At 52.4% G+C, this 24,692-nt stretch carries 22 protein-coding genes and 1 pseudogene; 1 reads left to right on the top strand and 22 read right to left on the bottom strand.

The features are described from left to right. Positions 1-60: 60 nt before the first annotated feature. From BUE76_RS08220 to BUE76_RS08180, 9 genes are all read right to left on the bottom strand, one after another. Complete coding sequence (locus BUE76_RS08220) at positions 61-2,640, bottom strand: TonB-dependent receptor (protein WP_245798364.1); 2,580 nt, start codon at positions 2,638-2,640, stop codon at positions 61-63. Positions 2,641-2,673: 33 nt separating this feature from the next. After that, on the bottom strand, positions 2,674-3,654 hold the full coding sequence (gene moaA / locus BUE76_RS08215; protein WP_073043888.1) for a GTP 3',8-cyclase MoaA: 981 nt from the start codon (positions 3,652-3,654) through the stop codon (positions 2,674-2,676). Beyond that, entirely contained in the window at positions 3,651-4,262 is a 612-nt protein-coding gene (locus BUE76_RS08210; RefSeq protein ID WP_073043886.1) for a nucleotidyltransferase family protein, read from the bottom strand. Before BUE76_RS08210 ends, moaA begins: the two co-directional genes overlap by 4 nt. A 105-nt stretch (positions 4,263-4,367) precedes the next feature. Beyond that, the gene (locus BUE76_RS08205) at positions 4,368-6,518 is read right to left on the bottom strand and encodes a xanthine dehydrogenase family protein molybdopterin-binding subunit (protein WP_073043884.1); all 2,151 of its coding nucleotides are present in this window, start codon (positions 6,516-6,518) and stop codon (positions 4,368-4,370) included. 120 nt (positions 6,519-6,638) lie between these two features. Next, positions 6,639-7,112, bottom strand: coding sequence for a (2Fe-2S)-binding protein (locus BUE76_RS08200; RefSeq protein ID WP_073043882.1), 474 nt, complete (start codon positions 7,110-7,112; stop codon positions 6,639-6,641). A 359-nt stretch (positions 7,113-7,471) separates the two neighbouring features. Further along, the gene (locus BUE76_RS08195) at positions 7,472-9,607 is read right to left on the bottom strand and encodes a sensor histidine kinase (RefSeq protein WP_073043880.1); all 2,136 of its coding nucleotides are present in this window, start codon (positions 9,605-9,607) and stop codon (positions 7,472-7,474) included. A 408-nt stretch (positions 9,608-10,015) separates the two neighbouring features. Next, positions 10,016-10,867, bottom strand: coding sequence for an NAD(P)-dependent oxidoreductase (locus BUE76_RS08190; RefSeq protein WP_245798363.1), 852 nt, complete (start codon positions 10,865-10,867; stop codon positions 10,016-10,018). Between the two features lie 232 nt (positions 10,868-11,099). Beyond that, positions 11,100-11,561: a YqgE/AlgH family protein gene (locus tag BUE76_RS08185; RefSeq protein ID WP_073044046.1), complete on the bottom strand. Its 462-nt coding sequence runs from the start codon at positions 11,559-11,561 to the stop codon at positions 11,100-11,102. Positions 11,562-11,750: 189 nt separating this feature from the next. Continuing rightward, the gene (locus tag BUE76_RS08180) at positions 11,751-12,158 is read right to left on the bottom strand and encodes a response regulator (protein WP_073043878.1); all 408 of its coding nucleotides are present in this window, start codon (positions 12,156-12,158) and stop codon (positions 11,751-11,753) included. Between the two features lie 319 nt (positions 12,159-12,477). On the opposite strand from BUE76_RS08180, the gene BUE76_RS08175 reads away from it, so the two are divergent. Further along, positions 12,478-13,653 carry a chromate transporter gene (locus BUE76_RS08175; RefSeq protein WP_073043876.1) on the top strand — a complete coding sequence of 392 codons (1,176 nt, stop codon included), beginning with the start codon at positions 12,478-12,480 and terminating at the stop codon, positions 13,651-13,653. A gap of 266 nt (positions 13,654-13,919) precedes the next feature. Here the strand turns inward: BUE76_RS08175 and BUE76_RS08170 are convergent, their stop codons facing one another. The 13 genes and pseudogenes from BUE76_RS08170 to BUE76_RS08110 form a co-directional block, all read right to left on the bottom strand. Further along, entirely contained in the window at positions 13,920-16,163 is a 2,244-nt protein-coding gene (locus tag BUE76_RS08170) for a xanthine dehydrogenase family protein molybdopterin-binding subunit (RefSeq protein ID WP_073043874.1), read from the bottom strand. Positions 16,164-16,167: 4 nt separating this feature from the next. Further along, the gene (locus tag BUE76_RS08165) at positions 16,168-17,151 is read right to left on the bottom strand and encodes an FAD binding domain-containing protein (RefSeq protein WP_073043872.1); all 984 of its coding nucleotides are present in this window, start codon (positions 17,149-17,151) and stop codon (positions 16,168-16,170) included. Beyond that, positions 17,148-17,786, bottom strand: coding sequence for a (2Fe-2S)-binding protein (locus tag BUE76_RS08160; RefSeq protein ID WP_073043870.1), 639 nt, complete (start codon positions 17,784-17,786; stop codon positions 17,148-17,150). The genes BUE76_RS08165 and BUE76_RS08160 overlap by 4 nt, the downstream gene beginning before the upstream one ends. Before the next feature lie 184 nt (positions 17,787-17,970). Further along, the gene (locus tag BUE76_RS08155; protein ID WP_073043868.1) at positions 17,971-18,366 is read right to left on the bottom strand and encodes a (R)-mandelonitrile lyase; all 396 of its coding nucleotides are present in this window, start codon (positions 18,364-18,366) and stop codon (positions 17,971-17,973) included. Between the two features lie 41 nt (positions 18,367-18,407). Beyond that, positions 18,408-19,142, bottom strand: a complete 735-nt coding sequence (locus tag BUE76_RS08150; protein WP_073043867.1) for an SDR family NAD(P)-dependent oxidoreductase — start codon at positions 19,140-19,142, stop codon at positions 18,408-18,410. 182 nt (positions 19,143-19,324) lie between these two features. After that, positions 19,325-19,798 carry a cyclophilin-like fold protein gene (locus tag BUE76_RS08145; protein WP_073044044.1) on the bottom strand — a complete coding sequence of 158 codons (474 nt, stop codon included), beginning with the start codon at positions 19,796-19,798 and terminating at the stop codon, positions 19,325-19,327. Positions 19,799-19,900: 102 nt separating this feature from the next. Beyond that, a pseudogene (locus BUE76_RS25285) lies at positions 19,901-20,065 on the bottom strand (aldo/keto reductase); the annotation flags it as partial. Then, positions 20,065-20,811, bottom strand: coding sequence for an SDR family oxidoreductase (locus BUE76_RS08135; protein ID WP_073043865.1), 747 nt, complete (start codon positions 20,809-20,811; stop codon positions 20,065-20,067). The gene BUE76_RS08135 and the pseudogene BUE76_RS25285, both read right to left, overlap by 1 nt. 47 nt (positions 20,812-20,858) lie before the next feature. Further along, entirely contained in the window at positions 20,859-21,350 is a 492-nt protein-coding gene (locus tag BUE76_RS08130; protein ID WP_083596549.1) for a (R)-mandelonitrile lyase, read from the bottom strand. A gap of 65 nt (positions 21,351-21,415) precedes the next feature. Continuing rightward, on the bottom strand, positions 21,416-22,015 hold the full coding sequence (locus BUE76_RS08125) for a DapH/DapD/GlmU-related protein (RefSeq protein WP_073043863.1): 600 nt from the start codon (positions 22,013-22,015) through the stop codon (positions 21,416-21,418). An 85-nt stretch (positions 22,016-22,100) separates the two neighbouring features. Continuing rightward, positions 22,101-22,979, bottom strand: coding sequence for a helix-turn-helix domain-containing protein (locus tag BUE76_RS08120; protein WP_073043861.1), 879 nt, complete (start codon positions 22,977-22,979; stop codon positions 22,101-22,103). A 225-nt stretch (positions 22,980-23,204) separates the two neighbouring features. Beyond that, positions 23,205-24,098, bottom strand: coding sequence for an alpha/beta hydrolase (locus tag BUE76_RS08115; RefSeq protein WP_073043860.1), 894 nt, complete (start codon positions 24,096-24,098; stop codon positions 23,205-23,207). A gap of 263 nt (positions 24,099-24,361) precedes the next feature. Next, entirely contained in the window at positions 24,362-24,652 is a 291-nt protein-coding gene (locus BUE76_RS08110; RefSeq protein ID WP_143157316.1) for a hypothetical protein, read from the bottom strand. Positions 24,653-24,692 lie beyond the last annotated feature (40 nt).

The following is a 24,692-nucleotide window of genomic DNA, read 5'->3' as shown; positions in this document are numbered from 1 at the left end:
CCAATACCCAATACCCAATACCCAATACCCAATACCCAATACCCAATACCCAATACCCAATCACCTCACCCCATAACTCAGCGCAGTATAATAAAATCCGCCTACCTGTGGGCCACCAAGGAAGGAAGCCTGGTAATGATTGGTAAGATTGGTAGCGCCCACTTTGATCCGGAATGGTTGTTTGGCAAAAGCATAAGTCACCTGCGCATCGAGTGCGGCAATAGCGGGCACCTGCCCATTTACCAGGAAAGATTGCCAGTAATAGCTGTCCTGCCAGCGGAACAGGATGCCCCCACCCCATCGACCCCATAACTGGTCATTCGACAATCCCAGGTTCACCATCCATTTCGGGGTATTGAAGCCGTCTTCCAGGCCATCGCTGTTTTCCTGTTGCTGCAAACGGGCATAGGAAAGATTACCGTCGGCAATAAAGCCTTTACCCAGGTCCATTCGGGCTTTGAGCGCAGCGCCGTAATTGTGCACTACGGTTTTGGAGTTGGTCCACAAACGGTAGCGGGCCTGCTGCCTTCGGTCGTACAGGGCATAAGGAATAGAATCGGCTACAGTGGTCAGCGGCACATGGGCTTCCACCTGCGCAATGAAGTTGCGGTAGCGGTTATAGTACAGGTCCACATCCACAAAGAGGCGGCCTTTCAACAGCCTTCCGCGGTAACCGCCTTCTATTGAACTTACTGCTTCAGGCTCCAGGTAGGTGTAACTGTTTTGCCGCAGCAGGCTTTTATTCTTCTCAATAGCGGCACTGCGCGACAAGCCGCCTGTATTTACGTCCCTGTTCACTGCCGTGGCAAATGCATCGATGGAAGAACGCAGCCAGGAGGCTTCAAACACGCCTTGCGACATCACCCGGAGGCCACCTACCCGGCGTACCCCGCCGCTGTTGATATTGGAAAACCCTTCGAAGATGCTGGGGTAACGATAGCCATTTTGTACCGCAAGGCGCAGGCTATGCTTTGTGTTAGGACTATATACTGCGGTAGCCCGCACGGCCAGCCGCGGTGTGAAATAGTCGTTCTTATCGAGCCGCATCACCAGCCCTGTACGGAGCTTTTGCGCCAACATATTCCGGCTGGCAGAAAGGAACGCACCCCAACGGCCATAAACCAGGTTCCTGCCGGCTTTTGTCACATCGGGGTTGATGAAGTAATTGCCATCGGGTACAATCACGTAACTGCGCATATCCATACCTGTAAGCAACTCCACACCTGTTCTTTTCTTCCAGTGCTGCAGCCATTGCTGAGTCAGGTCCACCTGCACTTCGGCATGGGCGAGGGCGGCCTTAACCCGCAGTGCCGCACCGCTGTCCCAGTTGTTGATATCCTGCAGGCGGTGCAGGCTATTGGCAAACGCTTCAGTGCCGGGCTGCAGACGGCCTGCATCGGCAAACCCACGTGCAGCCCCGTGTGCTGCGGCAGGCGACAAACCCTGTCCCACGGCATTATTAAACCCCGATGCGTAGGCCGCAAACCACTGGTCGTCCGTTTTGCTTACCCGGTCCAGGTTCTCGGCCATGGAACGCAGGTTGTAAGAGCGGCCGGTATTTTCCAGGTTTACATAGGCCTTTGCCCGGATGAACGAACCGGCATAATCCAGGGCATGCTGCTGGAGTACATATCCCTGCAACCGGAACCGGTTGGATCGCTGGTAAATGGTATTGAAGTCGGCGCGGCGGTAGGTATAGGAAAGTGTGGCATTGCCGGTGGGCTTGTAATAAATACTGGCATCGGCCTTTACATTTTGCAGCCGGTAATCGGCCACTTCCTTTTCATAGTATCCCGAACGGGCAACCACGTAATTTTTGCCCTGCAATGCCAGGGTACGCCTGTTGCTCGACTCGTTGCCATAGCCATTCACCGGGTCGAGGGCGGGGTTGCCGGCACCCAGCAAACCCGTACTGGCGTTGGCCAAAGGGCTCAGGTCGGTGCGGTCGTCCGCCACCCAGTCGTACCCGGTGGTGTAACTTCCGTTGAGTTTAAACGCCAGTTTTGACGACCATACATGTGCCCAGCGAAGGGCAGTTTCAGCAAAAAGCTTTGCAGGAGCAACAGCACTATGTACATGGTTGATCCCTGCCTTTTGCTGCACACTCAGGCCCGGCTGCTCAAAGGGCTTTTTGGTAAACAGGTTCACCATGCCATTGGTGGTGTTCATACCGTACAGGGCCGAAGCACCGCCAGGCACCAGCTCCACACTGCGGATGTCCAAATCAGACGGACCCAGCGCATTACCTACGGGTGCACCGATATGCGGCGACTGTACATCGGCACCGTCCACCAGCTGCGCAAACCGTACATTAGTGGTGTTGGCAAAACCACGGGTGTTGATGACGCGAAAGCCAAGGCTGGGTGTGATCATCTGCACGCCTTTGAGGCTTTGCAGGGCATCGTAAAAAGAAGGTGCAGCGGAACGGGCAAAATCTTTTGCGGTAACTTTTTCAATACCTACAGGCGATTGCATCAGCTGCTGCGGGGTACGCATAGCGGTCACCACCACATCTTCCAGTGTTTTAGACAGGCTATCGGCGGGTGCCACCTTTGTGGTATCCTGACCAAAGGCCTGTACAGCACACAGCAGCAGGCTACACACCAAGGCCCGGATCCTGTTTTGATATGCGGTGTTCAACTGCATGATTGGATGAAACAAAAACGGCGGCACTTAGCCACCGATGGTGATCATACTGCGGTTTAGCAGGGCTTCGGCTTGGAGGTTCTGGAAGTCAGCCGGCAGCTGTCCGCCCAGTTGTTTTGCTTTGGAAAGAATACTTTGATGAATAAGCGGTAACACGTCTTCGCCGTTCCGCAAGGGCGTGAGCAGGTCGGTTTCGGACTGGGAGAAGAGGCAGTTCTTCAGCTTGCCATCCGCGGTAAGCCGCATGCGGTTGCAATCGCCGCAGAAGTGAGCGGTCATGGTACTGATCACCGCGAAGGTGCCGGCATGACCGGGCACGATGAATTTTTTGGCCGTATCGTGGACATCGCCTTTGAGCGGCAGGAAGTCGTAACGCTGTGCAATGGTATCGAGGATCTGTTGCAGGGTCACCACCTTGTTGCTGGTCCAGCGGTTGCCACTGAAGGGCATGAACTCGATAAAGCGTACATGTACCGGCGTATCCTTTGTCCAGGCAATAAAGTCCAGGATCTCGGTATCGTTCAGTCCCTGCATCACCACCACGTTCACTTTTACATGAAAGCCCTTATCCAGCAGGAGCCGGATATTGTTTTTCACCAGGCTAAACTGGTCGCGGCGGGTAACCAAAAGGAACTTGTCGGATTGTAATGTATCCAAACTGATATTGAGCGAACGGATGCCCGCATCTCGGAAAACATCCATAAAGGAATGTACGCGGGTGCCGTTGGTCGTGAGGGTCAGTTCTACAGGTAGCCGGGAAAGGGACAGGATGATATCGGCAGCGTCTTTGCGCACCAGGGGCTCGCCGCCAGTAAGCCGGATCTTTTTTACGCCCTGCGCCACAAAGGTACGGGCCAGCGCATCGATCTCCGCCTTTTGCATCAGCCGCGAAGCCGGTGTAAAATCGTATTCCTCCTCGGGCATACAGTAAAAGCAGCGCAGGTTGCAATTGTCCGTGAGGGAAATGCGCAGGTAATTGTGTATGCGGTTATGGGAGTCAAGGATCATGCGGTTCGGTTGCCGGAAAGCATTTGTTGGTAATCGTTTTCGGTATCTATGTCCAGCTTTCCTTCGGGGAAAGGAAGGGCCTCCACCTCGTTGGCATATTGTTTCAAAATGCTCCTTGCCCCTACATCACCGGTTAGCTGCAACAATTGGGGGAAAAGGGATTTGCGAAACAGGGTGGGTGGACCAAAGGTACCGGCATATGTGCAGGTAACAATGGGTTTACCGGTATCCTGGTGGGCCTTAACCAGACTTTGTAGTATTTGGGGTGAAACAAAGGGCTGGTCGCATACCATCAGGATCAGGGCTTCTACGCTGGGGGCTACCTGTTGCAGGTGCCGCACCCCGCAACGGATGGAAGCGGCCATGCCTTCCTGCCATTCCGGGTTGAAGACGGTATGCACCCCTTCACCGGACAGGTCCGCTCCTACTTCATCGGCTTTTGCGCCCAGCACCACCACTACCGGCCCGGTACCGGCTTCCAGCGCTACCTGCAGGCTGTGCTGCAATAGCGATTGTCCCTCGTAGGCCAGCAACTGCTTGGGCCTGCCCAGGCGGGAAGAACTCCCCGCAGCCAGCAGCATCACTCCGATGTTTTGGGACGTATTCATTTGTATGGAAATAATTTGAACCACAGAGACAGGGAGCACACGGAGTTACACAAAGAATAATGCTATTGTGTTCCTTCGTGTCGTAACTGCCTCCGTGGTTCCCATTTACACGGTTGCCAGATTGATTGGTAGTTTACGGATTCGTTTTCCCGTCAAATCAAAGATCGCATTAGCCAGTGCCGGCGCCAATGGCGGCAAACCGGGCTCGCCCACCCCACCTGCATTGGCATCATTGTCCATGATATGCACTTCAATAGGCGGGGTTTCGCTGATGCGGGTAACCGGGTAGTTATGAAAATTGGTCAATTCGGCCTTGCCATCTTTAAAGGTCATGGCGTGCTGCGTGGCGGCACCCAGGGCCATTACAATGGCGCCTTCCACCTGTGCCCGGATGGTATCGGGGTTCACGTACCAGCCGCAGTCGATCACGGCCCAAACCTTGTCCACCTTCAGTTTGCCACCGGCGGGTTTCGATACTTTCACCACCTGTCCCACCGTGCTGCCAAAGCTTTCAACGATGGCCACACCATAACCGCCTTTCTTCTTCCGGGTGTTCCAACCCGATACTTCCACCAGCTTATCAATCAGTTTGTGCATCCGCTCATCATCCAAGTATTGCCTGCGGAAAGCCATGGGGTCCTTACCGGCGGCCAGCGCCAGTTCGTCCATAAAGCTTTCATAGGCAAAACCATTGGTGGAAGCATATACCGACCGCCACCACAAGGGAGGAATCGGTGTTTCAAACGGGATATCGGTAAAGGAAATATTTTGGATGGTCTTGAAATAAGGATCGGCAAATCCCTCAGTGGTACCCCAGTTGGCGCTTTTCTTATCTGGGCGCATCCAGTTGGATAGGTCCTGCCCCGCCATCTTAATGCGTACCGCATCGATGGCGCCGTTGGTAAGGGCCGCCTCGCAGCGGTACGACACACCGGGCCGGAAAGGTCCCTGCGTCATATCATCCTCGCGGCTCCACACTACCTGCACCGGGGCGCCAATTTCTTTTGAAATCAGTACCGCTTCATGCGGGTAGTCGGTAAAGGCCTTGCGGCCAAAGCCACCACCCAGGAAGGTCATGTTCACGATTACCTTTTCGCGGGGCACGTTCATCTGCTTGCTGATATGGTCCTGAACCCAGTCGGGGGCCTGTATGGGACCCCAGATTTCGATCTTGTCACCATGGTAGTGGGCCACGCAGTTGAGCGGCTCCATGGCGGCATGTGCCTGGTAGGGGGTTTGGTAAATGAGGTCGAGCTTTTTTGTGGCCTTTGCCAGCACGGCATCAGGGTCGCCCTGCTTTTTGGCGGAAATACCCTGCTTTGTTTTCAGGGCTTCCTCCTGGCGCTTAAGGATGTCGGCAGAGTTTACGTGTTCAAAACCGCTATCGTCCCAAACCACCTTCAAGGCCTTGCGGCCCTTCATGGCACTCCATAGGTTGTCGGCCACTACGGCCAGCCCTTCGCGGTACTTATCGTGTACGCTCATTTTTACTTTCACCACTTTTTTCACACCCGGTACCTGCAGCACTTCGGCCTCGTTGAAGCTCTTCACCACGCCATGCCAGCGCGGACTGCGTTCCACTTGTGCGTACAGCATGCCGGGCACTTCGAAGTCGAGCCCGAACACGGCGGTGCCGTTGGTCTTCATTTTGAGGTCCTGGCGTGGCAGGGGTTTGCGCACCAGTTTGTATTCGGAAACAGGCTTGAGTTTAACTTCTTTGGGAGCCTCCAGCTTGGAAGCGGCTTCAGCCAGCTCGCCGTAGTGGTATTTGTTGCCGGTAGGCTTATGAATCACCTTTCCGCCTTCAGCGTAGCACTCGGAGGCAGGTACGCTCCACTTAGCTGCGGCAGCGGCGATCAGCATTTCGCGGGCCGTGGCACCCAGCTTCAGCAGGTTCTTGTACGAGCCACTTACGGTGGAACTGCCACCCGTAACCTGGTTGCCATATTTTTTGTCGCCTTTGGCAAATTGGATGTTCACCTCGTCGAGGTTTACTTCCAGTTCCTCGGCAATGATCTGCGCCAGCGACTGGTACACACCCTGGCCCATCTCGGCACGGTGGCACATCAGCGTTACCTTTCCCGAAGGGTCGATAAAGATCCAGGAGTTGAGCTCAACACCCAGGGCTGCCGCATCGGTACCATTGATGATGGTGGCTGCTTTTGCGGCGGCGGGAAAATAAAAGCCCAAAGCCAGTCCGGCACCGGCCAGGCTGGAAAGGCGGAGGAATTTTCTTCTTGAAACGGAGGATTCCATATGGAATAATGTCGTTGGTGAGGAAAGGGGGTGGAGGGAAAGCTGCAAGCAGTGAGCTTCAAGCTGCAAGTAGTTGGCTGCCGGCTTGTGGCTTGCAGCTAACAGCTTGTAGCTTAAAACCTACTTCGCTGCCGACGCCGTCAGTTGCGCGGCTTTCTTGATGGCACTGCGGATGCGGGGATAGGTACCGCACCGGCAGATATTGCCCGCCATGGCAGCATCGATATCGGCATCGGAAGGATTAGGATTGTTTTTGAGCAGGGCCACCGCCGACATGATCTGCCCGCTCTGGCAATAGCCGCACTGGGCTACCTGCTCTTCGATCCAGGCACGCTGCACCGCGTGGGTGGTATCTTCCGATATGCCTTCGATGGTGGTGATGCTGCTGCCCGCCACCGCACTCATGGGAAGCGAACAGGAACGCGTAGGCTGCCCGTTGAAGTGCACGGTGCAGGCACCGCACATAGCCATGCCACAGCCGTACTTGGTGCCCTTAAGGCCTACCGTGTTGCGGATTGCCCAAAGCAAGGGCATCTCGGGATCCACATCTATGGATTGCGCCTTGCCGTTAAGGGTGAACTGGATAACTGCCATAATGCTTTGATTTATGCAAGCAATAAGATGTTTGAATACAATACCGGTCGCGGTCACAATTCCTGTTAGCACAAAACGCTTTTCAAAATACGAAAGGCGAAGTCCGAAGCCTACTGGTATCCTGCATTTTTTACCAGCGGGAAATTAACCTGTTTTCCCGGGTTGCGGGTTATGGATTTCAAATCAAGATGTATAGAAATCAAACAATACCAATACTGCTTCCAATCCTAATACAATTCAAAAGAAAAACAACAAGTTTCAAACAGGCAAAAAATACATTGACTATAAAAAAACAAACCCGGATGCAGCTGAAGCATCCGGGTCATGGTATATTTTTTAGGCTTGAAAAGAAATTCCACTTACCCGATGGTTGGCGCTTCTTCCAAAGGGAAACTTGCGCGGATAACGGTTCCTGCGCCGGGCCTGCTCTGCACTTTAAAACGGCCATGCTGGCTGTCGGCACGGGTTTTCATATTGGCAATACCAATACCCGCCTTGCGGGTACTCACATCAAAGCCAAGCCCGTTATCGCGGATCATCAGCAAGAGGTGCTGGTCTTTATGTTCAATAGTGATCCATGCATCGGAGGCCGCTGCGTATTTAAGAATATTATTTACCGACTCCTGTACAATACGGTAAAGGGTAAGGTGGAGTTCTTCGGAAATAACAGGCGCCGGCTCCAGGCTAACGCTGATATGAAAAACTGTTTTCTGTGCCAGGTTAACAGAGCGCACCAGCTCCGTAATGGATTCCTGCAGGGAGATATTACCCAAGGTAGGTACTGAAAGTCTTTTAGAAATTGTCCGGATCTCATTGATGCAGTCCTGTGTAAACTGCGCCGATTTTACCAGCACCTGCTTATCGGTGATATAACCACTGACAAACATTTCGGTGTACAGCTTCACGGTAGTGAGCACCTGGTTTACGTTGTCGTGCAGTTCAAGCCCCAACAGGGTACGCTCCTGCTCCTGCGCCCTGATTACCGCTGCGGTGATGGCACGCTGGCGGTGCCCCCGTTCCCGGCTCAGGCGATCGTGAAGTTTTTTCCGATCATCGATATTGCGGGCATTTACCAGTACGCCCCTGATGCTGTTGTTGTGCAGGTGATTGCTGCCTTTCGACTCCAGCCACACCCACTTACCCGATTTATGGCGGAAACGGTGTTGCACGGCGCTGGCATCGGTATGCTCCAGCATCGCTTTCAGCTCCGTGGAAACTTTTACCTGGTCTTCTTCATGTATATAGTCGAATACCGGCCTACCCAGCAGCTCGGATGGTTCGTAACCCATGAGGCTGCCCACGTTTTCGCTGAGATACGTAAAACAGGACTGTTCGTCGAGGATCACAATCAAATCGGAACCATTGCGCACAAGGGCTTTAAACAGGCGCTCACTAGATTCAAGGGCATCTTCCCGGAGCTTTTTCTCGGTAACGTCCCTCGAGTTGATCACAATGCCTTCAATCAGCGGATTGCTGAGGTGGTTGGATGCCGTAGTTTCTACCCAGCGCCATTCACCCTTGTTGTTGCGTATCCTGAAGGGGCCAACGGTAAGCACCTTGTTGACCGTGATCTGCCGGAGTGCCTGTCCTGCCATTTCCAGGTCATCGGGATGCACCAGGTACAGAACACTCTGGCCCACCAACTCTTCGGGATGGTAACCCAGGTGCACCAAAACGTTATCGCCCACAAACCGGTAGGTGCCGTCGTTTGCAATAATGCCAAACATGTCGTTGCCATTTTGCATGAGGTAGCGAAAACGCTCTTCGCGGTTAAAGAGGGTCGCCTCCGCGGTCTTGCGTTCGGTGATGTCCTGTATGGTACCCAGCACCCTGACGGCCTTGCCCTCGCTATTGCACCATACTTCGCGCTGCCGGTGTATATAGCGCACGGCACCATCGGGCCTGATGATGCGGTACTCGATAGAGGCCTGCTCGCCGGGCTGTACCTGCAGGGCACTTTGCTGCACACGCTGGCGGTCGGCGGGGTGTACCAGCATCCAGAACTGCGCCAGCGAAAAAGCTTCCTGCGCCTTTCTCTCAATACCAAAAATGGAATAAAAGCTATCTGAAACATGGGTATAGCGCCCCGTCTCCAGGTCAAACTCGTAAGAAGCCATCAAGGCCAGTTCCTGCGCCTTCTGCAAGCGGTGCTCCAGTTCGCTGTATTCCGAGTTGTCGCGGGCAACGCAATAAAACAGGTTATCGTTGGGCTCCCAGCGGCCAGACCAAAGCAGCGACAGGGGGCTGCCGTCCTTGCGGTAGTAGCGGTTGTCGAACTTTTTGGCAACACCGCTTTTTGACTGCCGGTTTACAAAACGAAGGGTTTTGTCAATATCATCGGTATGTACAAAATCCAGGAAGCTTTTGCCAATCATCTCCTCCGGATCATAACCCAGGAGTGCTTTACAGGAAGGGCTGACAAAAACAATAAAACCTGAGGGCTGGAATACAAAGATGACGTCGGGAATGGATTGAAGCAGGGAGTGGGTTTCCAAACTAGGGGATAATGAGGGTTCGGGGCAGGTTTGCAACATGCTACTTGCAGCTTTTCATTTGGTACTTGATAAGCAAAACTACTTACAAATGAGCAGAAAAAGCGTTAAGGGACTATACTAATGTGTAGTTATTACCCAAAACCGTTAGGATGACGTTTATTCCGCCTTGATAAACAAGGCAGTTCATGAATATTTAATTTACAAATGCACCTCCTGGAGATAAGTGCAACTTCCTTTTTGCATAAAATACTTTGGGTACCTGTATACATTAAAACACCGGCCGAAAGTGAATGCTTTCGCCGGTGATACCGTTTATTCTGATGGAACCAACAAGAATTAAAAGCAGATTTTTGGCGCTGGCGCAGCGATCAGATTTACCAGAAGGGCCCATCCGTTTTATCCAATGCCTTAAGCCAAATCCCTGCCCACAACGGTCCAGTCGTAATGGCCAAAGCCCTTTTCGATCCAGGCGTCCATTACGGGTGCAATTTGTGGCAACAGGGTTAAAGGCACACCTGCCTGTTGCGCGGCTTCCAGGAAGAGACCGGTGTCTTTGCGTGCCATGGCCAGCTCCCAGGAAGGCTGGTCCTGGTCTTCGCCACTGAGTCTTTTCAGCCGGGCGTCGGTTTGTGCTGCAGGGTTCCAGTTCTGGAAAAGGCCCGCCATATCTGATGCCGACATGCCAAGCGATTTGGCCACCGCCACCGACTCGCGAAGGCTGAAGGCAAAACATACCAGGAAGGCATTGCCGGCCAGTTTGAGTGCCGCAGCTTTGCCCACCTCAGGGCCCAGTTCCAGCAGTTTCCCGGTCATTACCGATAGTTCGGGTTTGAGCCCGTCCATTACGGCCTCATCGCCCGATACCAGCATAAACCCCGATGCTTCCAGTGCATTTGCCGGCCCCATAAATACAGGTGCGTGCTGGTAGGTAAACCCCTGCTCTTTCCAGTAGGCGGTGCGGCGGATGGCGCCTTCCTTTGAAGTAGTGGTATGATCGATAATGATGGCGCCGGGTGCGAAACCGGTGCGTGCAGCTTCCAGCACCTCGTCTACCGATGCGTCGTCTTTGAGGGTTATATGAATGCGACCGGCACCGCTAACGGCATCCGTTACTTCGCTGCAAACTTTTGCACCAAATGTTTCCAGTGCCTGTGCCCGGGCAGTGGTGCGGTTCCAAACCTGCACGGTGTCGCCACGCTGCAACATGGCCCGTATAAATCCCGAGCCCAGCAGGCCCGTACCTAGAAATGCTTTGATCATGATGTGGAGTTGAGAAAGCAAGTTTAGGGAAAGATGCTGGAAGTCGCATCCTTTTAGTACTGCAGAGCAGATGTATGAACGCAGGACAGTAACCACGCTATTAGCGCCCTTTTTTTTCCTGGATAGAAGTATAGATTACTGAAGAAACAGGCGTTTACAAATAGCAAGGTTTGTAAAAGTAGGATTTGCGTTGTGCAAAATACCTATTGCATGTATTGCATGCGTACCGCACTCAGGCCTGTGCAAACAATAAGGGGTCGGCACCCTGCACCAGTTCCCAACTGCCTTCTTCCACTTCCGCTTCCAGCTCGCCGGTATCCCAACCACAATAGCCCACAAAGATCTTAATACCTGTAGTAGTAAGGGCATTGTTCCGGATGGCTGCCACGGCCTGGTCGAAATTGCCACCCATATAAATCCCTGCCGCTACCGGCATAGCGTCTGCTATAAGTTCCGGACTTTGATGCAGGATAAACAGGTGTTCCGTATCCACGGGCCCGCCGGCAAAAAGCGGAAAGTAACCAGCGTTTTTATATGCTACCAGCTCGTTGAGGCTGCGGCCAAAAGTCTTGTTGATCACAAAACCTACCGCACCATTGCTGTTGTGTTCCGCGATATACAACACCGCATCTTCAAAATAGGTGTCGCGAAGGGCTTTGGTGCTGCGTAGGAAAATGCCTGCCTGTATCTGCATCAATGGGGGTTAAGGCAGGAAGGTAAAGCAGAATGATTTGCCAGACGATGTATTGACATGAAAGTTTGACTGGAGTCGAAAGGGTAAATGCCTTTGCGAACGGGTAGTTTCTATCCTTTGAAGGTTGCTTTGCCTTACTGTTTTATAAACTGCTATCAGTAAAAGCTACTGCAGGCGCCTAACATAGTTTTATAGAGCAACATTTACCAATTGGCGGACCATCTGGTCAATGCCTTCTTCCGAGTCGGGCTTTTCCATGATCATGACATGATAGCGTTCACAAAATTCCTGGTCTTCGGCGGTATTGGATGTGGAAACCATTACTACCGGTATGCCGCGGTAAACAGGATTGCCTTTCAGTTCAGACAGCAACTCCTTGCCATTCATCAGGGGCATGTTGATATCCAGTACAATTAATACAGGTTTAAGATCCTGGTCCTGCTGCCTGAGATAAGCAAGTGCCTCCATAGCATCCCACACCTGCACCAGTTGGTGCCGGGTATTGTGGCTTTCAAAAGCTTCCCGAAATAATTGCGAATCATCGGCGTCATCGTCCACCCACAAGATCACCGGCTTTTGCTGGGCTTGCTTATGCATATAGTCTTATTTTTTACTACTGATTGCCTGATAAAAGAGTGCAATTTGCATACAAAAACTTACAACTATACCAACAAAGATGCTGGTCTTTGATGACTAAAGTCAGTATTTGGCGAAAAATACAGCCTCTACCACGAGGTTGCCAATGCCTTTATATACCTCAATACAGCCAACAAAACCACGCAATCTTAATTACACCCGGCCCATTTCAGCATTGGGGCAGCAGTGGAAATTCCGGTAAACTCAAGTACCCGGCAACGCTTTTAACAATGATTTGTCTACAAAAACTGTAGACTATACATTTGCTTAAAACCCTGCCATGACTGCAACTGCTCCAACTCCCGGGTACACCCTTCGCCAGTTAAGCCTATATTTTCTCAAACTCGGCTATTCGGGCTTCGGCGGGCCGGTGGCCCTCGTTGGCTATATGCACCGCGACCTGGTGGAAAAGCAGGGTTGGATCAGCGAGGATGAATACAAAGAAGGGTTGGCGCTCTCCCAACTGGCACCCGGTCCACTGGCAGCGCAACTGGGCATCTACCTGGGCTATGTGCACTATGGCTTCCTGGGTGCTACGCTTACGGGGCTGGCATTTGTGCTCCCCTCCTTCCTGATGGTACTGGCACTGGGTATGGTGTATAAGCTCTATGGCGGCCTGCCCTGGATGCAGGCAGCCTATTACGGTGTGGCAGCCGCCGTAATGGGAATTATTTTGCTGAGCACCTACAAGCTAACCACCAAATCGATCAGTAAAATCAACCCGGAAGGGCTGCGCAATAACAGCTTCTTATGGATCCTGTATGTAGCTGCGGCAGTTACCACCGTTGTTACGCAGTCGGAAAGCGTGGTGTTGCTGCTGGCTTCGGGCCTGCTGTATATGCTGGTAAAAGCACCACCGCGGCTGTCGGCACAAACCGTCCGCAACTCCGTTTTTTTGGGTGTTGGGCTGGCCCCGCTCCCCTGGGGAACCCTGGGTGAGATCGCATTGTTTTTCACCAAGGCCGGCGCCTTTGTTTTTGGCAGCGGGCTGGCCATCGTGCCTTTTTTGCACAGCGGCGTGGTAGTGGAAAATGGCTGGCTCAACGAGCAGGAATTCCTCGACGCCGTAGCCGTTGCCATGATCACCCCGGGGCCGGTGGTGATCACGGTAGGGTTTATAGGCTACCTCATTGCTGGCTTTTGGGGCGCAACGGTGGCGGCACTGGCCACTTTTCTGCCCTGTTACCTCATCACCGTTGGCTGCGCTCCCTACTACAAGCGTATTGCACAAAACAAGAGCATCAAAGCATTTGTAACCGGTATAACTGCAGCCGTAGTAGGCGCCCTGCTGGGTGCCGTAATTGTGATTGCCTCCCGCTCCATTATTGACCTGCCCACCATTCTAATCGCCCTGGTCACCATGGTGGTTTTGCTGAAGGTCAAAAAAGTACAGGAGCCGCAGATCGTACTGGTGGCAGCACTGGTAGGCATTGTGCTGAAGCTGGGACTGCAGTAAGAAAGCAGGCGCCTCCTGAACGACAGATGGACGCAACAGGTAGTAACAAAATGCCTTATTTTGAATGGCGTGGTTATAACTCCGGCCTTCAAAGCCTGGGCATCTTACATACTGCCCTTAAAAACTTAAAGGGCAATAGAAATTGCCCTCGCAGGATGATTTTTGCAATGCCATCCGAGACTAAGTTGCAAACAGCGGTTCTCGTGTTGTAACTGCTGCCAGGTACCTGTTTTGCAAAACCATGCTCAACTTTTAAAAAGCAAGGTTTACCCTTCCATTAGTTTATCTGGTGTAATGGGCAGCGTTCGTATGCGCTTGCCCGTTGCATTGAATACTGCATTGGCAATAGCGGGCGCCATCCCGATGAGGGCGATTTCACCCAGGCCTTTTGAACCCATCTGGTTGATGTACGGATCCTTCTTGCCCACAAAAACTACATCCACATTCGGGATATCGGCATTCACCGGCACATGGTAATCCGCGAGGTTGTTGTTGATCGGCCGGCCAAAGCGGTGGTCAATCACCAGATCCTCCATCATGGCCATACCGATGCCGCCCACCGCACCGCCGATCATCTGGCTGGCGGCGGTTGTGGGACTCACAATGGTACCCGCATCGGCACAGGATACCACATGGTCAATTTTGATCCTGCCGGTGGGTTTGTGTACCCGCAGTTTTACAAAGTGTACCGAGAAAGAATACATCGAGTATTGCTGTTGCTGTCCTTTCGACTCCCTGGTTTGCTCCAGTACAGACAGACCGTTTTGTTGCAGTAGCTCAGTATAGGTCATTTTGATGGCGGGGTTCTGCTTCAGTGATACGGCGCCTTCGGCAAATAGCAGGTCGTCCACTTTCACACCATGCACATTAGCGGTATGAAAACGCGAACCTTCCTTGCTGAGCAGGGTTGCGATCTGTTCTTTTAAGGCAGTACACACATCATTAACCGCCGCACCAACGGTTGCCGTCACATTGGACCCACCCTGGGTTGGGCCGGGAGGCAGACCGGTGCTGCCCATCTGGATCCGCACTTTTGCAGGTGTCAGGCCCATGGCTTCTGTTGCCACGGCGGTCATCATGGTAGCTGTACCCGGGCCCATATCGTTTACCGAACATTGCAGCAGCAGGCTGCCATCGGGTTGCAACCTTGCCTTAACCGTAGCTGCCCAACGCATGGCACCAAAAGCACCCGTGCCCATACCATAACCTACCAGCCAGTCGCCCTCCTGTGCAGTTCGGGGCTGCAGCTTGCGGTTTTTCCAGCCAATCTTTTCGGCCCCCATCTGGAAACATTCCGTCAGGTACTTACTCGACCAGGGCTGGTTCTTTTCGGGGTCCACATCGGCATGGTTGCGGTTGCGCAACTCAATGGGGTCCAGGTTGAGGGCAAAGGCCAGTTCGTCCATGGCGGATTCCAGGGCAAAGCTGCCCGTGGCCTCGCCGGGGCCGCGCATCCAGATAGGGGTACACATGTTGAGCGGCACCAGCCGGTAACGCGTGGTTACATTGGGACAGGCATAAAGAAACTGGGTGAGATTGACCGTAGCCTCCGTAAACTCTTCGTAGGAAGAGGTGTTGGCATAAGCCTCATGGGTGATGCCCACCAGCTTGCCATCCGGCGTGGCGCCAATGCCGATCTTCTGTTGTGTTGCCGGGCGGTAGCCCACATTGGTAAACATCTGCTCGCGGTGCAGTACCAGTTTTAAAGGCCTGCCCACTTTTTGAGCACCCATCACGGCTGCAATTTCATAAGGCCAGGTACGCAGGCCCATACCAAAGGCGCCGCCAATCTGCTCGGCATGTACGGTGATGTTTTCCGGCGGTAGCTTGAAGGCATCGCTGATCGACTTGCGGGTGGCTTCCACGCCCTGGGTTTTGGTATATACCATCAACTTTTGATCACTTTCCCAATGTGCCAGGGTATTACCCAGCTCCATGGGGTTGTGTACTTCAATGGGGTGGTAATACTCCTGTTCCACTTTAACCGGGGCATTTTTATAGCCATCTACCTCACCGCGTTTATAGTCTTCAAAACGGGGACCGGTCGGAATTTTGGCCTTGGCCAAATTGCTTCCCAACTCTGTCTGGAAAACGCCTTTTTCGTATTGCGCTTTTACCAGTTTGGCGGCATGCAGCACCCGTTCGTAGGTATCGGCAATAACCAGGGCAATGGGCTGGTCGTAGTAAAATATCTCTTCGTTGTAAAAGATACGCAGGGGCTGGCCGGCGGTAGGCGGCTTTGCAGGATCCCTCCCGGTTTGGTAACCCGGTATCTTGGGCGCATTCTGGTGGGTGATTACAGCCAGCACACCCGGTGCTCTTTCGGCAGCCTTGGTGTCGATGCTTTTGATGCGCCCCTTGGCCACCGTGCTGCCCACCAGGAAGCCATAAGCCAGGTTCTGGAACTGCTGGTCGGCGGTGTACAGCGCAGCACCGGTAACCTTGGCCCTGCCCCCTACCCGCTCGATGGGGTCTTTTGCCTGTTTGTCGAAAAAGAATTCCTTGTCCATATGCTTATGCTTTTTCGGTGGCCTTTTTCAGTGCTTCCACGATGGTGTTGGGCCCCAGCTTCAGTTTAAAATTGTTTTGTCCATACCCTTTTGCACCCCGCATGGCGAGGTTTGCCGCTTCCCGGAATACGGCTTCTGTAGCCTGCTTTCCTTTCAGGAAACTTTCGGCTTCCACCAATCGCCAGGGCTTGTGGGCAACGCCGCCCATACCCAGCCGCACATCCTGGATGGTTTTGCCCTTCAGGGCAAGGGCCGCGGCAACCGATACCAGCGCAAAGGCGTAAGAGCTACGATCGCGCACTTTCAGGTAATGCACATGGTCGGCAAATGGGTTGTCGGGGATTTCCAAACCCAGGATCAGCTCGCCTCTTTCCAGCGTATTGTCCCGCTGGGGCAGCTCGCCGGGCAGGCGGTGGAAATTTTGGAAAGGAATGCGCCGCTCGCCCTTGGGACCGGCAACCAGCACGGTAGCGTCCAGGGCCACGAGGGCAATACACATATCGCTGGGATGTACCGCGATGCATTTATCGGAAGTACCAAAAATGGCATGCATCCGGTTGAAGCCCTTCAGCGCGCCACAGCCGGTTCCGGGCTCCCGCTTGTTGCAGGGCATATCGGGGTTGTAGAAATAAGGACAGCGGGTGCGCTGCATCATATTGCCGCCCACGGTAGCCATGTTGCGGATTTGTTGGGAGGCGCCCGCCTTAAGTGCCTGCGCCAACAGCGGCTGTGATTGTAGTACCAGTTCATGTTCCGAAACATCACTGTTCAGGGCCAGTGCACCGATGCGCAGCACCTTGCCTTCCTTCCTGATCTCTTTTAGGGGCAGGTTATTGATGTCCACCAGCTTTTGGGGGTTCAGCACGCCCTTCTTCATCAGGTCGATGAGGTTGGTGCCCCCCGCAATCCACTGGGCAGCTTTATCTTTTGCCAGCGCATCCACGGCTGCTGTGGGCGTGGACACCCGGATGTAGTCAAAGTTGATCATACTTTTTGCCCTCCTTTTTGTACATCTCGGATGGCTTTTACAATGTTGGGATAGGCACCGCAGCGGCAGATATTCCCACTCATGTACTCACGCACCTCGTCGTCGGAGCCGGCATGCCCTTCGCGGATACAGGCCACACCCGACATAATCTGTCCCGGCGTGCAATAGCCGCATTGGAACCCATCGTGTTTGATAAAGGCTTCCTGCAGGGGGTGCAGCTTTTCGCCTTCGGCAAGCCCTTCGATGGTGGTTACTTTTTTGCCTTCCTGCATCACCGCCAGCGACAGGCAGGACAATACCCTTTTGCCATCCACGTGCACCGTGCAGGCGCCGCACTGGCCATGGTCGCAGCCTTTCTTGGTGCCGGTGAGTGCCAGCTGTTCACGAAGCAGGTCGAGCAGGGTGGTGCGGGGCTCGATGGACAGGGTGCGGCTTCGGCCATTTACCTCTATGCTCAGCGGCACCCGTTCGAAGAACCGGGCAGCTTTTTCGTCCCACTCCGCCCCTGCAGCTTTTACGATATAGGGGGGCGCCAGGGCCAATGCCGATAAAAGGGAAGAGTTTTTGAGGAAACTCCTGCGCCCCTGGTCGGGGCTATGTTCAGGTTGTCCGTTGATTTCGTTGTCTTTAGCCATAAAAATTTATTAGCAGTCAAACAGAAGGAAAGGGTGAGCAGCGAAGCATGCGGAAAGAGGAAACAGGATAAATAATCATGCCCTGTTAAGGCAAAAGGAAAAAGTATAAAGGCAAAAATGCGACAGCTACTACCCTTTTGAATTTGGCCTTTTGTTTAGAAAGAACATTGCCTCAACTGCAAATTCACGGTTGGTATTGTTCATCCGTAACCTGTTCCATCCAGTCTACCACTTTCCCGTCCAGGTTTTCCTGTATGGCAATATGGGTCATACCGGTGGTTGCCGTGGCGCCATGCCAGTGCTTTTCATTAGGGGCAAACCAAACGACATCACCAGGATGGATCTCTTCCACGGGCCCGCCGTCTTTTTGCACCCAACCGCAACCAGCCGTTACAACCAGGGTTTGTCCAAGCGGATGCGTATGCCAGGCGGTCCTGGCACCCGGCTCGAAAGTGACACTGGCAGCAGCACCCCTCCTTGCATCATTGGCTGCAAACAAAGGGTCAATCCTTACGGCCCCGGTAAACCAGTCTCCCGGTCCTTTTGCTGATGGCTGCGATCCGATTCTTGTTATTTCCATGTTCGATGTTTCACCCCCTTTAAACAGGGATTTATTTTGTTTTACTGCGGGAAGGAAACACCCGTAAGCGCTGCGCACTGTTGCAGCAACTGATCCTGCAGCAATACATCATCCGCTTCGCGGTTGTATGGTCTTTCCTTTTGGTGAAAAAAATACCGGCCGCTTACCTGCGCCGCAGCATCCCCGCTTGTTGCCAGCCACACCTGTGTTTCGTATCCTTTTTGCAGGTCGTCGGGAGCGCCGCGGCCGCCCATCTTTGTAGGCACCCAACCCGGGTCCAGTGCATTGGCATACACATCGGGCCATTTGCGGGCTACGGCCTTGCACAGCATCAGCACATGCAGTTTGGAATCTGAATAGGTAATGCGGTTTACATCGGTTGCAAACAGGTTGAGTTTCGCACTTCCCTGCATATGCATACCCGAACTCAGGTAGATCAGCCGCTTTGGTTTTTGTACCAGGCAGGTAAGGATATATGGCGCCAGGGTATTGACGGCGAATATTTCCTTTGCGGATACCTGGTACACACCGGCATTATGAATAACGACATCAAATGCACCCTGCTTGTTTACTTCGGATGCAAGGGCTATGGTTGCCGCCGTGTCGGTCAGGTCGCCGGTAACAACAGCTGCGGCACCCGGGTTCCTTGCCATGGCATCCCGTCCCCGCTCCGCATTCCGGGCATGCAATACCACCTCATGTCCCTGTTCTATCAAAGCTTTCGCTGCTAATGCGCCCAGTCCATCTGCAGACCCGGTGATGAAAATTCTTGCCATTTCCTTCACTCCTCATTGTGTTTTACTTGCGTCAATTACCAGGCAGGTTTGGCATTGACGATTTTATCCAGAATGCTTCACCCATGTTTTACCTACCGCACCAACAATCGTACTATGTTTTGACCTTGCACTACCCATTAAAGTGAAATCCCCTTCGATGAGCTGCAGGAACCTGCAAAGCATTATTCCATTGAAAAGGTAACGGTTGCATTCCCGCTGCCAACAGCAGCAACGAGCCCGGCCGGATCATCAATCTTCCCCAGCTTTGTGTAACTGTACGATGTTGAGAAGGTCTTATAAAAAAGCACCAATGTCTTAGCACCATATAGCATCAAATCACCGGCCTGGATGGTTCCTGGATTCGAAGCTTTAGCGGGCAGGCCCGCCGGCAAATCAACATACTTTTCATTGCCATTCAGTTCAATCATGTTGACTGTTACCGGCAACAATGCTTTGAAGGCAGCCGCTGCTGCATGATCATACAGTGTTGCAGTAAACCTGCTGTTTCCAACTATTATCCGCATGTTAACTCCGGTTGGGGTTGTGCTATCACTTGGGTTGTTTCCAGTTTCAGGTGCAGCATTGCCTTTTTCACAAGATGCACAACTGGCAACCAGAAAGCACGCACAGAAAAGTAGCAAGGCAAAATGTTTCATGATACTTGTTTTGCATGTGGGTTGATGGTGCTGGTGGAAGCAAGTTCGACAAATTGCTTCCACCTTGTTGTTGCATGCCGGTATCTGGCAGGTACCTTTTCCTAAAGGGCTAAACGGAACGAAGCCGATGCCCAATGCTTCCAATGGCAGCATTATTTCCTCTTTTGGTTTTCTATGCCATAGTGAATATTCGCTTTGAAGTGCTGCAATGGATTGTACGATATGTGCACGTCGGATGGTTTGGGCACCAGCTTTGGAAAGGCCAATTACATTTCCTGCGATGTTGGACGGAAGATAATTTCATTGATGTCTACATCCTCCGGCTGGCTGATTGCAAAAGCCACCACACGTGCAAAACTATCCGGACTAATGCCGACCGCTCCAACGTATGCTTCATTTGCCTGGCGAACATTTACATCTGTAATTTGTTCAAGCAGTTCTGTTCTGACAGCGCCGGGACAAACAATTGTCGTACGGATATTGTACGGTTTCACTTCCATCCGCAATCCTTCAGTTAATGCACGAACGGCATATTTGGTAGCAGAATAAACCGCAGAGCCGTTGAATACCTTATGACCCGCTACAGAAGATGTGTTGATAATCTGCCCTGACTTTTGCTCTTTCATATAAGGAAGTACGGCGGCGATGCCATTGAGCACTCCTTTAATGTTCACATCTATCATCTTATCCCACTCATCAACATGAAGACTATCCATTGTAGACAAAGGCATGATACCCGCATTATTAAGGATCACGTCTATACTTCCAAACTTTTCAACAGCAGTATCGACCAGTTTTTTCACCTGTTCCCGCTGGGTTACATCCACAGCAACGGCAAGTGCATTTCCACCATTGTCCTGGATTTCCATTGCTAACCTTTCAATTCTGTCCGTTCTTCTCGCACCCAGTACTACTGTTGCACCAAGAGCTGACAAGTGCTTCGCAGCTGCTTCCCCCATGCCACTACTTGCCCCTGTAATTATTACCACCTTGCCCAGGATATTATTTTCCATATTTTACCTACTTGTTTTAAATTATTGCCTTTAAAGCCTCCCAGGGATTATTTACCGTTGTTGTACTCTTCATCCGTCACTTTCTGCAACCAGGTCACAATCCCCCTTTCTGTTTTGGGCAAGATGTATAGCTGGTGCATGGCGGTATCCGGGCTGGCACCATGCCAATGCATCACATTGGGAGGGCATTGCACCACATCCCCTTTCCGGATCGTTTGCCTGGGCTGTCCTTTTATCTGGTGATAGCCCACCCCTTCGGTAATGATCAGCATTTGACCGGATGGGTGAATATGCCAATTGCTTCGTGCGCCGGGTTCGAAATAGACATTGCCAACAAGGGTGTTGTAGGTGGTGTCATCGGCTACCAGGCTTAGTGCCCAGGCCTTGCCGGTAAAATTTTCTGCCGGCCCCAACTGTCCTTTCGGAAAAATGGTTTGCAGTGTGTCCTTGGTTTTTCCAGCAGCCTGTCCGTGGCTCTGCAAACCATGGGACATCGCAAAGGCCAAAAAAGCCGGGAAGCATATTTTATTGATGCGCATGTAAAAAGGATTACTGATTAAGAAATACGGCCAGGAATATTTTTTCTGATGCATGAAACCGGAGATCAAGAGCTGAGGGTTTTCAGCACTTTGGCCGGCACACCACCTACCACCGTATTGGCCGGCACATCTTTGGACACAACAGCGCCTGCAGCCACTACCGCGTTTTCCCCAATGGTTACCCCGGGCAGGATGGTAGCACCCGCACCGATCCAGGCATTGCGTTTTACCACTACTTTTTGCAGCAATAACGATTTTCGTTGGGTGGGGTCAAGCGGGTGGTTTTCGGAAATAAGGCGCACCCCAGGCCCGATCATTACATCGTCTTCGATGATAATGCCGCCCAGGTCGAGGAAACTGCAGCCATGGTTGATGAATACCTGTTTTCCGAGCTGAATATGGCGGCCGAAATTGGTATGAAAAGGTACGAACACCGTAGTGGTAGGATCCACCGCCGTGCCGATGATCTCACCCAGTTTGTTGCGGATGTCCTCAATGGTGGTTGCCGTATTGAGTGCAGCAGATAGCCGAATGGCACGGGCCACATAAGCCCACATTTTGGGCAGTTGGGGGTCGTTGGCAGGGAGCATTCCGCCCTGGCGCATACGTTCAAATAGATTGCCACGACCGTCTTTGCGCTGCTGTTCCTGGATGGGGTCGTTCATGGTTAAGCTGCTGATTAACTGTTACCCGAAGGTAGACCGCATGGCGGACCTGCAGCAAGCTTTTGCAAACCAATACTTATAAAATTCAAACCTGTGCCAGCCGGAAAGCGGTTGGATTGATGCCGGTTGCTCTTTTGAAATAATTGTTGAAATAACTGGGATAGGCAAACCCCAGGGCATAGGCAATATCCGCAATGTTCCAGTCGGTATGCTGCAGCAGGGCCCGGGCTTCAGTTACCACCCGGTGGCTGATATGGGCGGTGGTTGACTTGCCGGTTACCTCCCGTACCGCACGGTTGAGGTAATTGACATGCACGGAAAGGGCACGGGCATAGTCCTGCGCGGTTTTAAACTGCAGGGGCCGTTCACTGGTTTCGATGGGAAACTGCCGCTCCAGCAGTTCCAAAAACACGGAAGTGATGCGGGAAGCCGCGTTTTTGTGGCGGGTAAACTGTTCGGAAGGTTGCAGCTTCAGGGCCTCATGAATGATCAGGTGCACATAGTTGCGGATCAGGTCATCCTTATACGGGTAATCGGTTTGCTGCTCTTCCATCATCTTTTGAAAAATGGCATTCAGGAAAGTGCGCTGCGCCTCCGTGATGTTGAGGATGGGGGTACCACCCAATTTAAAGAAGGGCGATTGCAGCAGGGTCTGCGAACGTTCCGACTGCTGGATAAAATCTTCAGAAAACAGGCAGGTGTAGCCCACATAGGTGGTGGAAAGCGTTTCCCAGGAATAGGGAATATGGGGATTGCCAAAAAACAAAACCGTGCCTTCGGCATCAAAACTCCGGTCGGCATAATGGATCCTGCTCTTGCCTGTGGTCAAACAGATCTTGTAAAAGTCCTTCCGGCTGTACATGCGGGTAGCACCGCTATCGCTTTCAATAGCAAACACGTTGAAGCCTTTCAATTTAAGCTCACTATTGAATGCCGAAACAGGCCGCTGCTGGATAATTCCCATACCCTTAAATTAAGAAAATCAAATCTGGCGCAAACCTACTACTTGTTGCACCAGCAAGGTGTTAATTAGCGGGTATTGCGGATCATGCCATACAAGGAAACAGTCAAAAGGCTAAATTCAAAAGCCAACTGTTTCTTCGGAAAGCCGGTTTTTGATTTAGGTTTTTCCTGTTCCTGTAACAGCTTCCAGTCAGCTACAAGCTGGGGCACCACCCAAACAGCCCCGCTACTTCAGATGCTGCTGGAGGAATTGCATCACCTTGCCGCGCACTTCCTCCACATCAAACTGAACACCGAAGTGGGGTGCGTCCTTTACAATGATCAACTCGCTGGGAACACCGCTCACCTGCAGCCAGGAACGCAGCAGCTGCGATTGCTTGGGCGCAACCATATCGTCGCGCTCCCCATGGATGATCAGGAATGGCGGGTCGTTCTTATCCACATAGCTGATCGGGCTGGCCGCTTTTGCCAGGTCGGGGCGGGCAAGCGGGGCGGCACCCAGCAGCAGGCCTTCGGGCGATTGGGGGCTGTCGCTCCCGGGAAAGAGCACCAGGTCGGCAGGACCGTAAAAATCAACAACAGCCTTGATAGCAGGCATGCGCCGGGCACCGGAAGTGTAAAAAGCCGGCACCCGGTTGTTGTGCGACAAACCAAGCAAAGAAGCCAGGTGGCCGCCTGCCGAAAACCCCATCAGGGCAAAGCGGCTCGTATCCAGCTGGTACCTGCCCGCATTGTTGAACAGGTAGGCAAGGGCTGCGTTGCAATCCTGTATCTGCGCCGGGAATCTGGCCTGGGTACTGAAGCGGTAATCAATGGATGCCAGGGCATAACCACTGTTGATGATGGCTGCAATGGTTTTTTGCATGTACCCCATATCGGCATACTTATCATTGCTCAACCAGCCACCGCCGTGCACCCATATTACCAGGGGCAGCTTTCCACTGGCATTAGGCGGCAGGTAAATATCCAGCAGGTGTTTTTGCAGGGTATCGTTGTGGTACGGAAGGTTGGCATGCAGCACGGTACCTTTTGGAAAAAAAGAAATCACCCGGTTGGATTGTGCAAAAGTTGGCGCAGCAGCAAACAACAGGCAGAGGAAGGCAAGGAATGCTTTGTTCATATGGGAGCTTTGTTGCGTGGAAAATAACCAATAAAGACAATAAGCTCCGTGCGGGACTGAACTGCAGCAACAGGGTATTCGTTTGCGGGAAAAAGTTAACCAATTTCTATTTTGTTACCTGCTGCAACACCTTGAGGATATTTGGATTGGTCTTATGAAAGGAAGCCAAAAAATCTTTTGTATAAAAAAAATTTGGTCAACCCTGAATAAAGATAAAAGACTGGAAGAATTTATCGATTTATTCTTGTAAAAATGACATCGTTTCAATCAGCTTGTACATGGGTTATTGTTTCCTTCACAACCGCTCCATTTAGTTGCTTTTCATTTGCAGGCCTAGCTGTTTCTGCGAACAGTTCTCTTAGAATTTCATTGTTCAGGGCCATGCAGCCATGCGTTTGAGCTTTAATTTTCTTCCAGCTGTTTAAGCCGCTTTTATCACTGGCTTCCATGTCGCCGCACTTGCTTTTCCTGTTGTAAAACATGGCCTTGGAATTAAGGTGCTCCCGGCAGGTTGCTTTGGTGGAGCAGCAAGCTTCCTGCTGCTCTTTGGCCACAAGCTGTGTATGGGTCAACGGGGGGTTGTTCCTGGTGATC

It is taken from the genome of Cnuella takakiae, from assembly GCF_001953305.1.
In the GTDB taxonomy this organism is placed as follows: Bacteria; Bacteroidota; Bacteroidia; order Chitinophagales; family Chitinophagaceae; genus Flavisolibacter; species Flavisolibacter takakiae.
Note: the sequence above shows the minus strand (reverse complement) of the source record. Positions and strands in the feature narration are given on the sequence as shown.

What these genes read in the sequence shown, in the direction of transcription:
- moaA (WP_073043888.1), bottom strand. Translation starts at nt 3,654, where the DNA reads ATGATCCTTGACTCCCATAACCGCATACACAATTACCTGCGCATTTCC.
- BUE76_RS08210 (WP_073043886.1), bottom strand. Translation starts at nt 4,262, where the DNA reads ATGAATACGTCCCAAAACATCGGAGTGATGCTGCTGGCTGCGGGGAGT.
- BUE76_RS08205 (WP_073043884.1), bottom strand. Translation starts at nt 6,518, where the DNA reads ATGGAATCCTCCGTTTCAAGAAGAAAATTCCTCCGCCTTTCCAGCCTG.
- BUE76_RS08200 (WP_073043882.1), bottom strand. Translation starts at nt 7,112, where the DNA reads ATGGCAGTTATCCAGTTCACCCTTAACGGCAAGGCGCAATCCATAGAT.
- BUE76_RS08190 (WP_245798363.1), bottom strand. Translation starts at nt 10,867, where the DNA reads ATGATCAAAGCATTTCTAGGTACGGGCCTGCTGGGCTCGGGATTTATA.
- BUE76_RS08185 (WP_073044046.1), bottom strand. Translation starts at nt 11,561, where the DNA reads ATGCAGATACAGGCAGGCATTTTCCTACGCAGCACCAAAGCCCTTCGC.
- BUE76_RS08180 (WP_073043878.1), bottom strand. Translation starts at nt 12,158, where the DNA reads ATGCATAAGCAAGCCCAGCAAAAGCCGGTGATCTTGTGGGTGGACGAT.
- BUE76_RS08175 (WP_073043876.1), top strand. Translation starts at nt 12,478, where the DNA reads ATGACTGCAACTGCTCCAACTCCCGGGTACACCCTTCGCCAGTTAAGC.
- BUE76_RS08170 (WP_073043874.1), bottom strand. Translation starts at nt 16,163, where the DNA reads ATGGACAAGGAATTCTTTTTCGACAAACAGGCAAAAGACCCCATCGAG.
- BUE76_RS08165 (WP_073043872.1), bottom strand. Translation starts at nt 17,151, where the DNA reads ATGATCAACTTTGACTACATCCGGGTGTCCACGCCCACAGCAGCCGTG.
- BUE76_RS08160 (WP_073043870.1), bottom strand. Translation starts at nt 17,786, where the DNA reads ATGGCTAAAGACAACGAAATCAACGGACAACCTGAACATAGCCCCGAC.
- BUE76_RS08155 (WP_073043868.1), bottom strand. Translation starts at nt 18,366, where the DNA reads ATGGAAATAACAAGAATCGGATCGCAGCCATCAGCAAAAGGACCGGGA.
- BUE76_RS08150 (WP_073043867.1), bottom strand. Translation starts at nt 19,142, where the DNA reads ATGGCAAGAATTTTCATCACCGGGTCTGCAGATGGACTGGGCGCATTA.
- BUE76_RS08145 (WP_073044044.1), bottom strand. Translation starts at nt 19,798, where the DNA reads ATGAAACATTTTGCCTTGCTACTTTTCTGTGCGTGCTTTCTGGTTGCC.
- BUE76_RS08135 (WP_073043865.1), bottom strand. Translation starts at nt 20,811, where the DNA reads ATGGAAAATAATATCCTGGGCAAGGTGGTAATAATTACAGGGGCAAGT.
- BUE76_RS08130 (WP_083596549.1), bottom strand. Translation starts at nt 21,350, where the DNA reads ATGCGCATCAATAAAATATGCTTCCCGGCTTTTTTGGCCTTTGCGATG.
- BUE76_RS08125 (WP_073043863.1), bottom strand. Translation starts at nt 22,015, where the DNA reads ATGAACGACCCCATCCAGGAACAGCAGCGCAAAGACGGTCGTGGCAAT.
- BUE76_RS08120 (WP_073043861.1), bottom strand. Translation starts at nt 22,979, where the DNA reads ATGGGAATTATCCAGCAGCGGCCTGTTTCGGCATTCAATAGTGAGCTT.
- BUE76_RS08115 (WP_073043860.1), bottom strand. Translation starts at nt 24,098, where the DNA reads ATGAACAAAGCATTCCTTGCCTTCCTCTGCCTGTTGTTTGCTGCTGCG.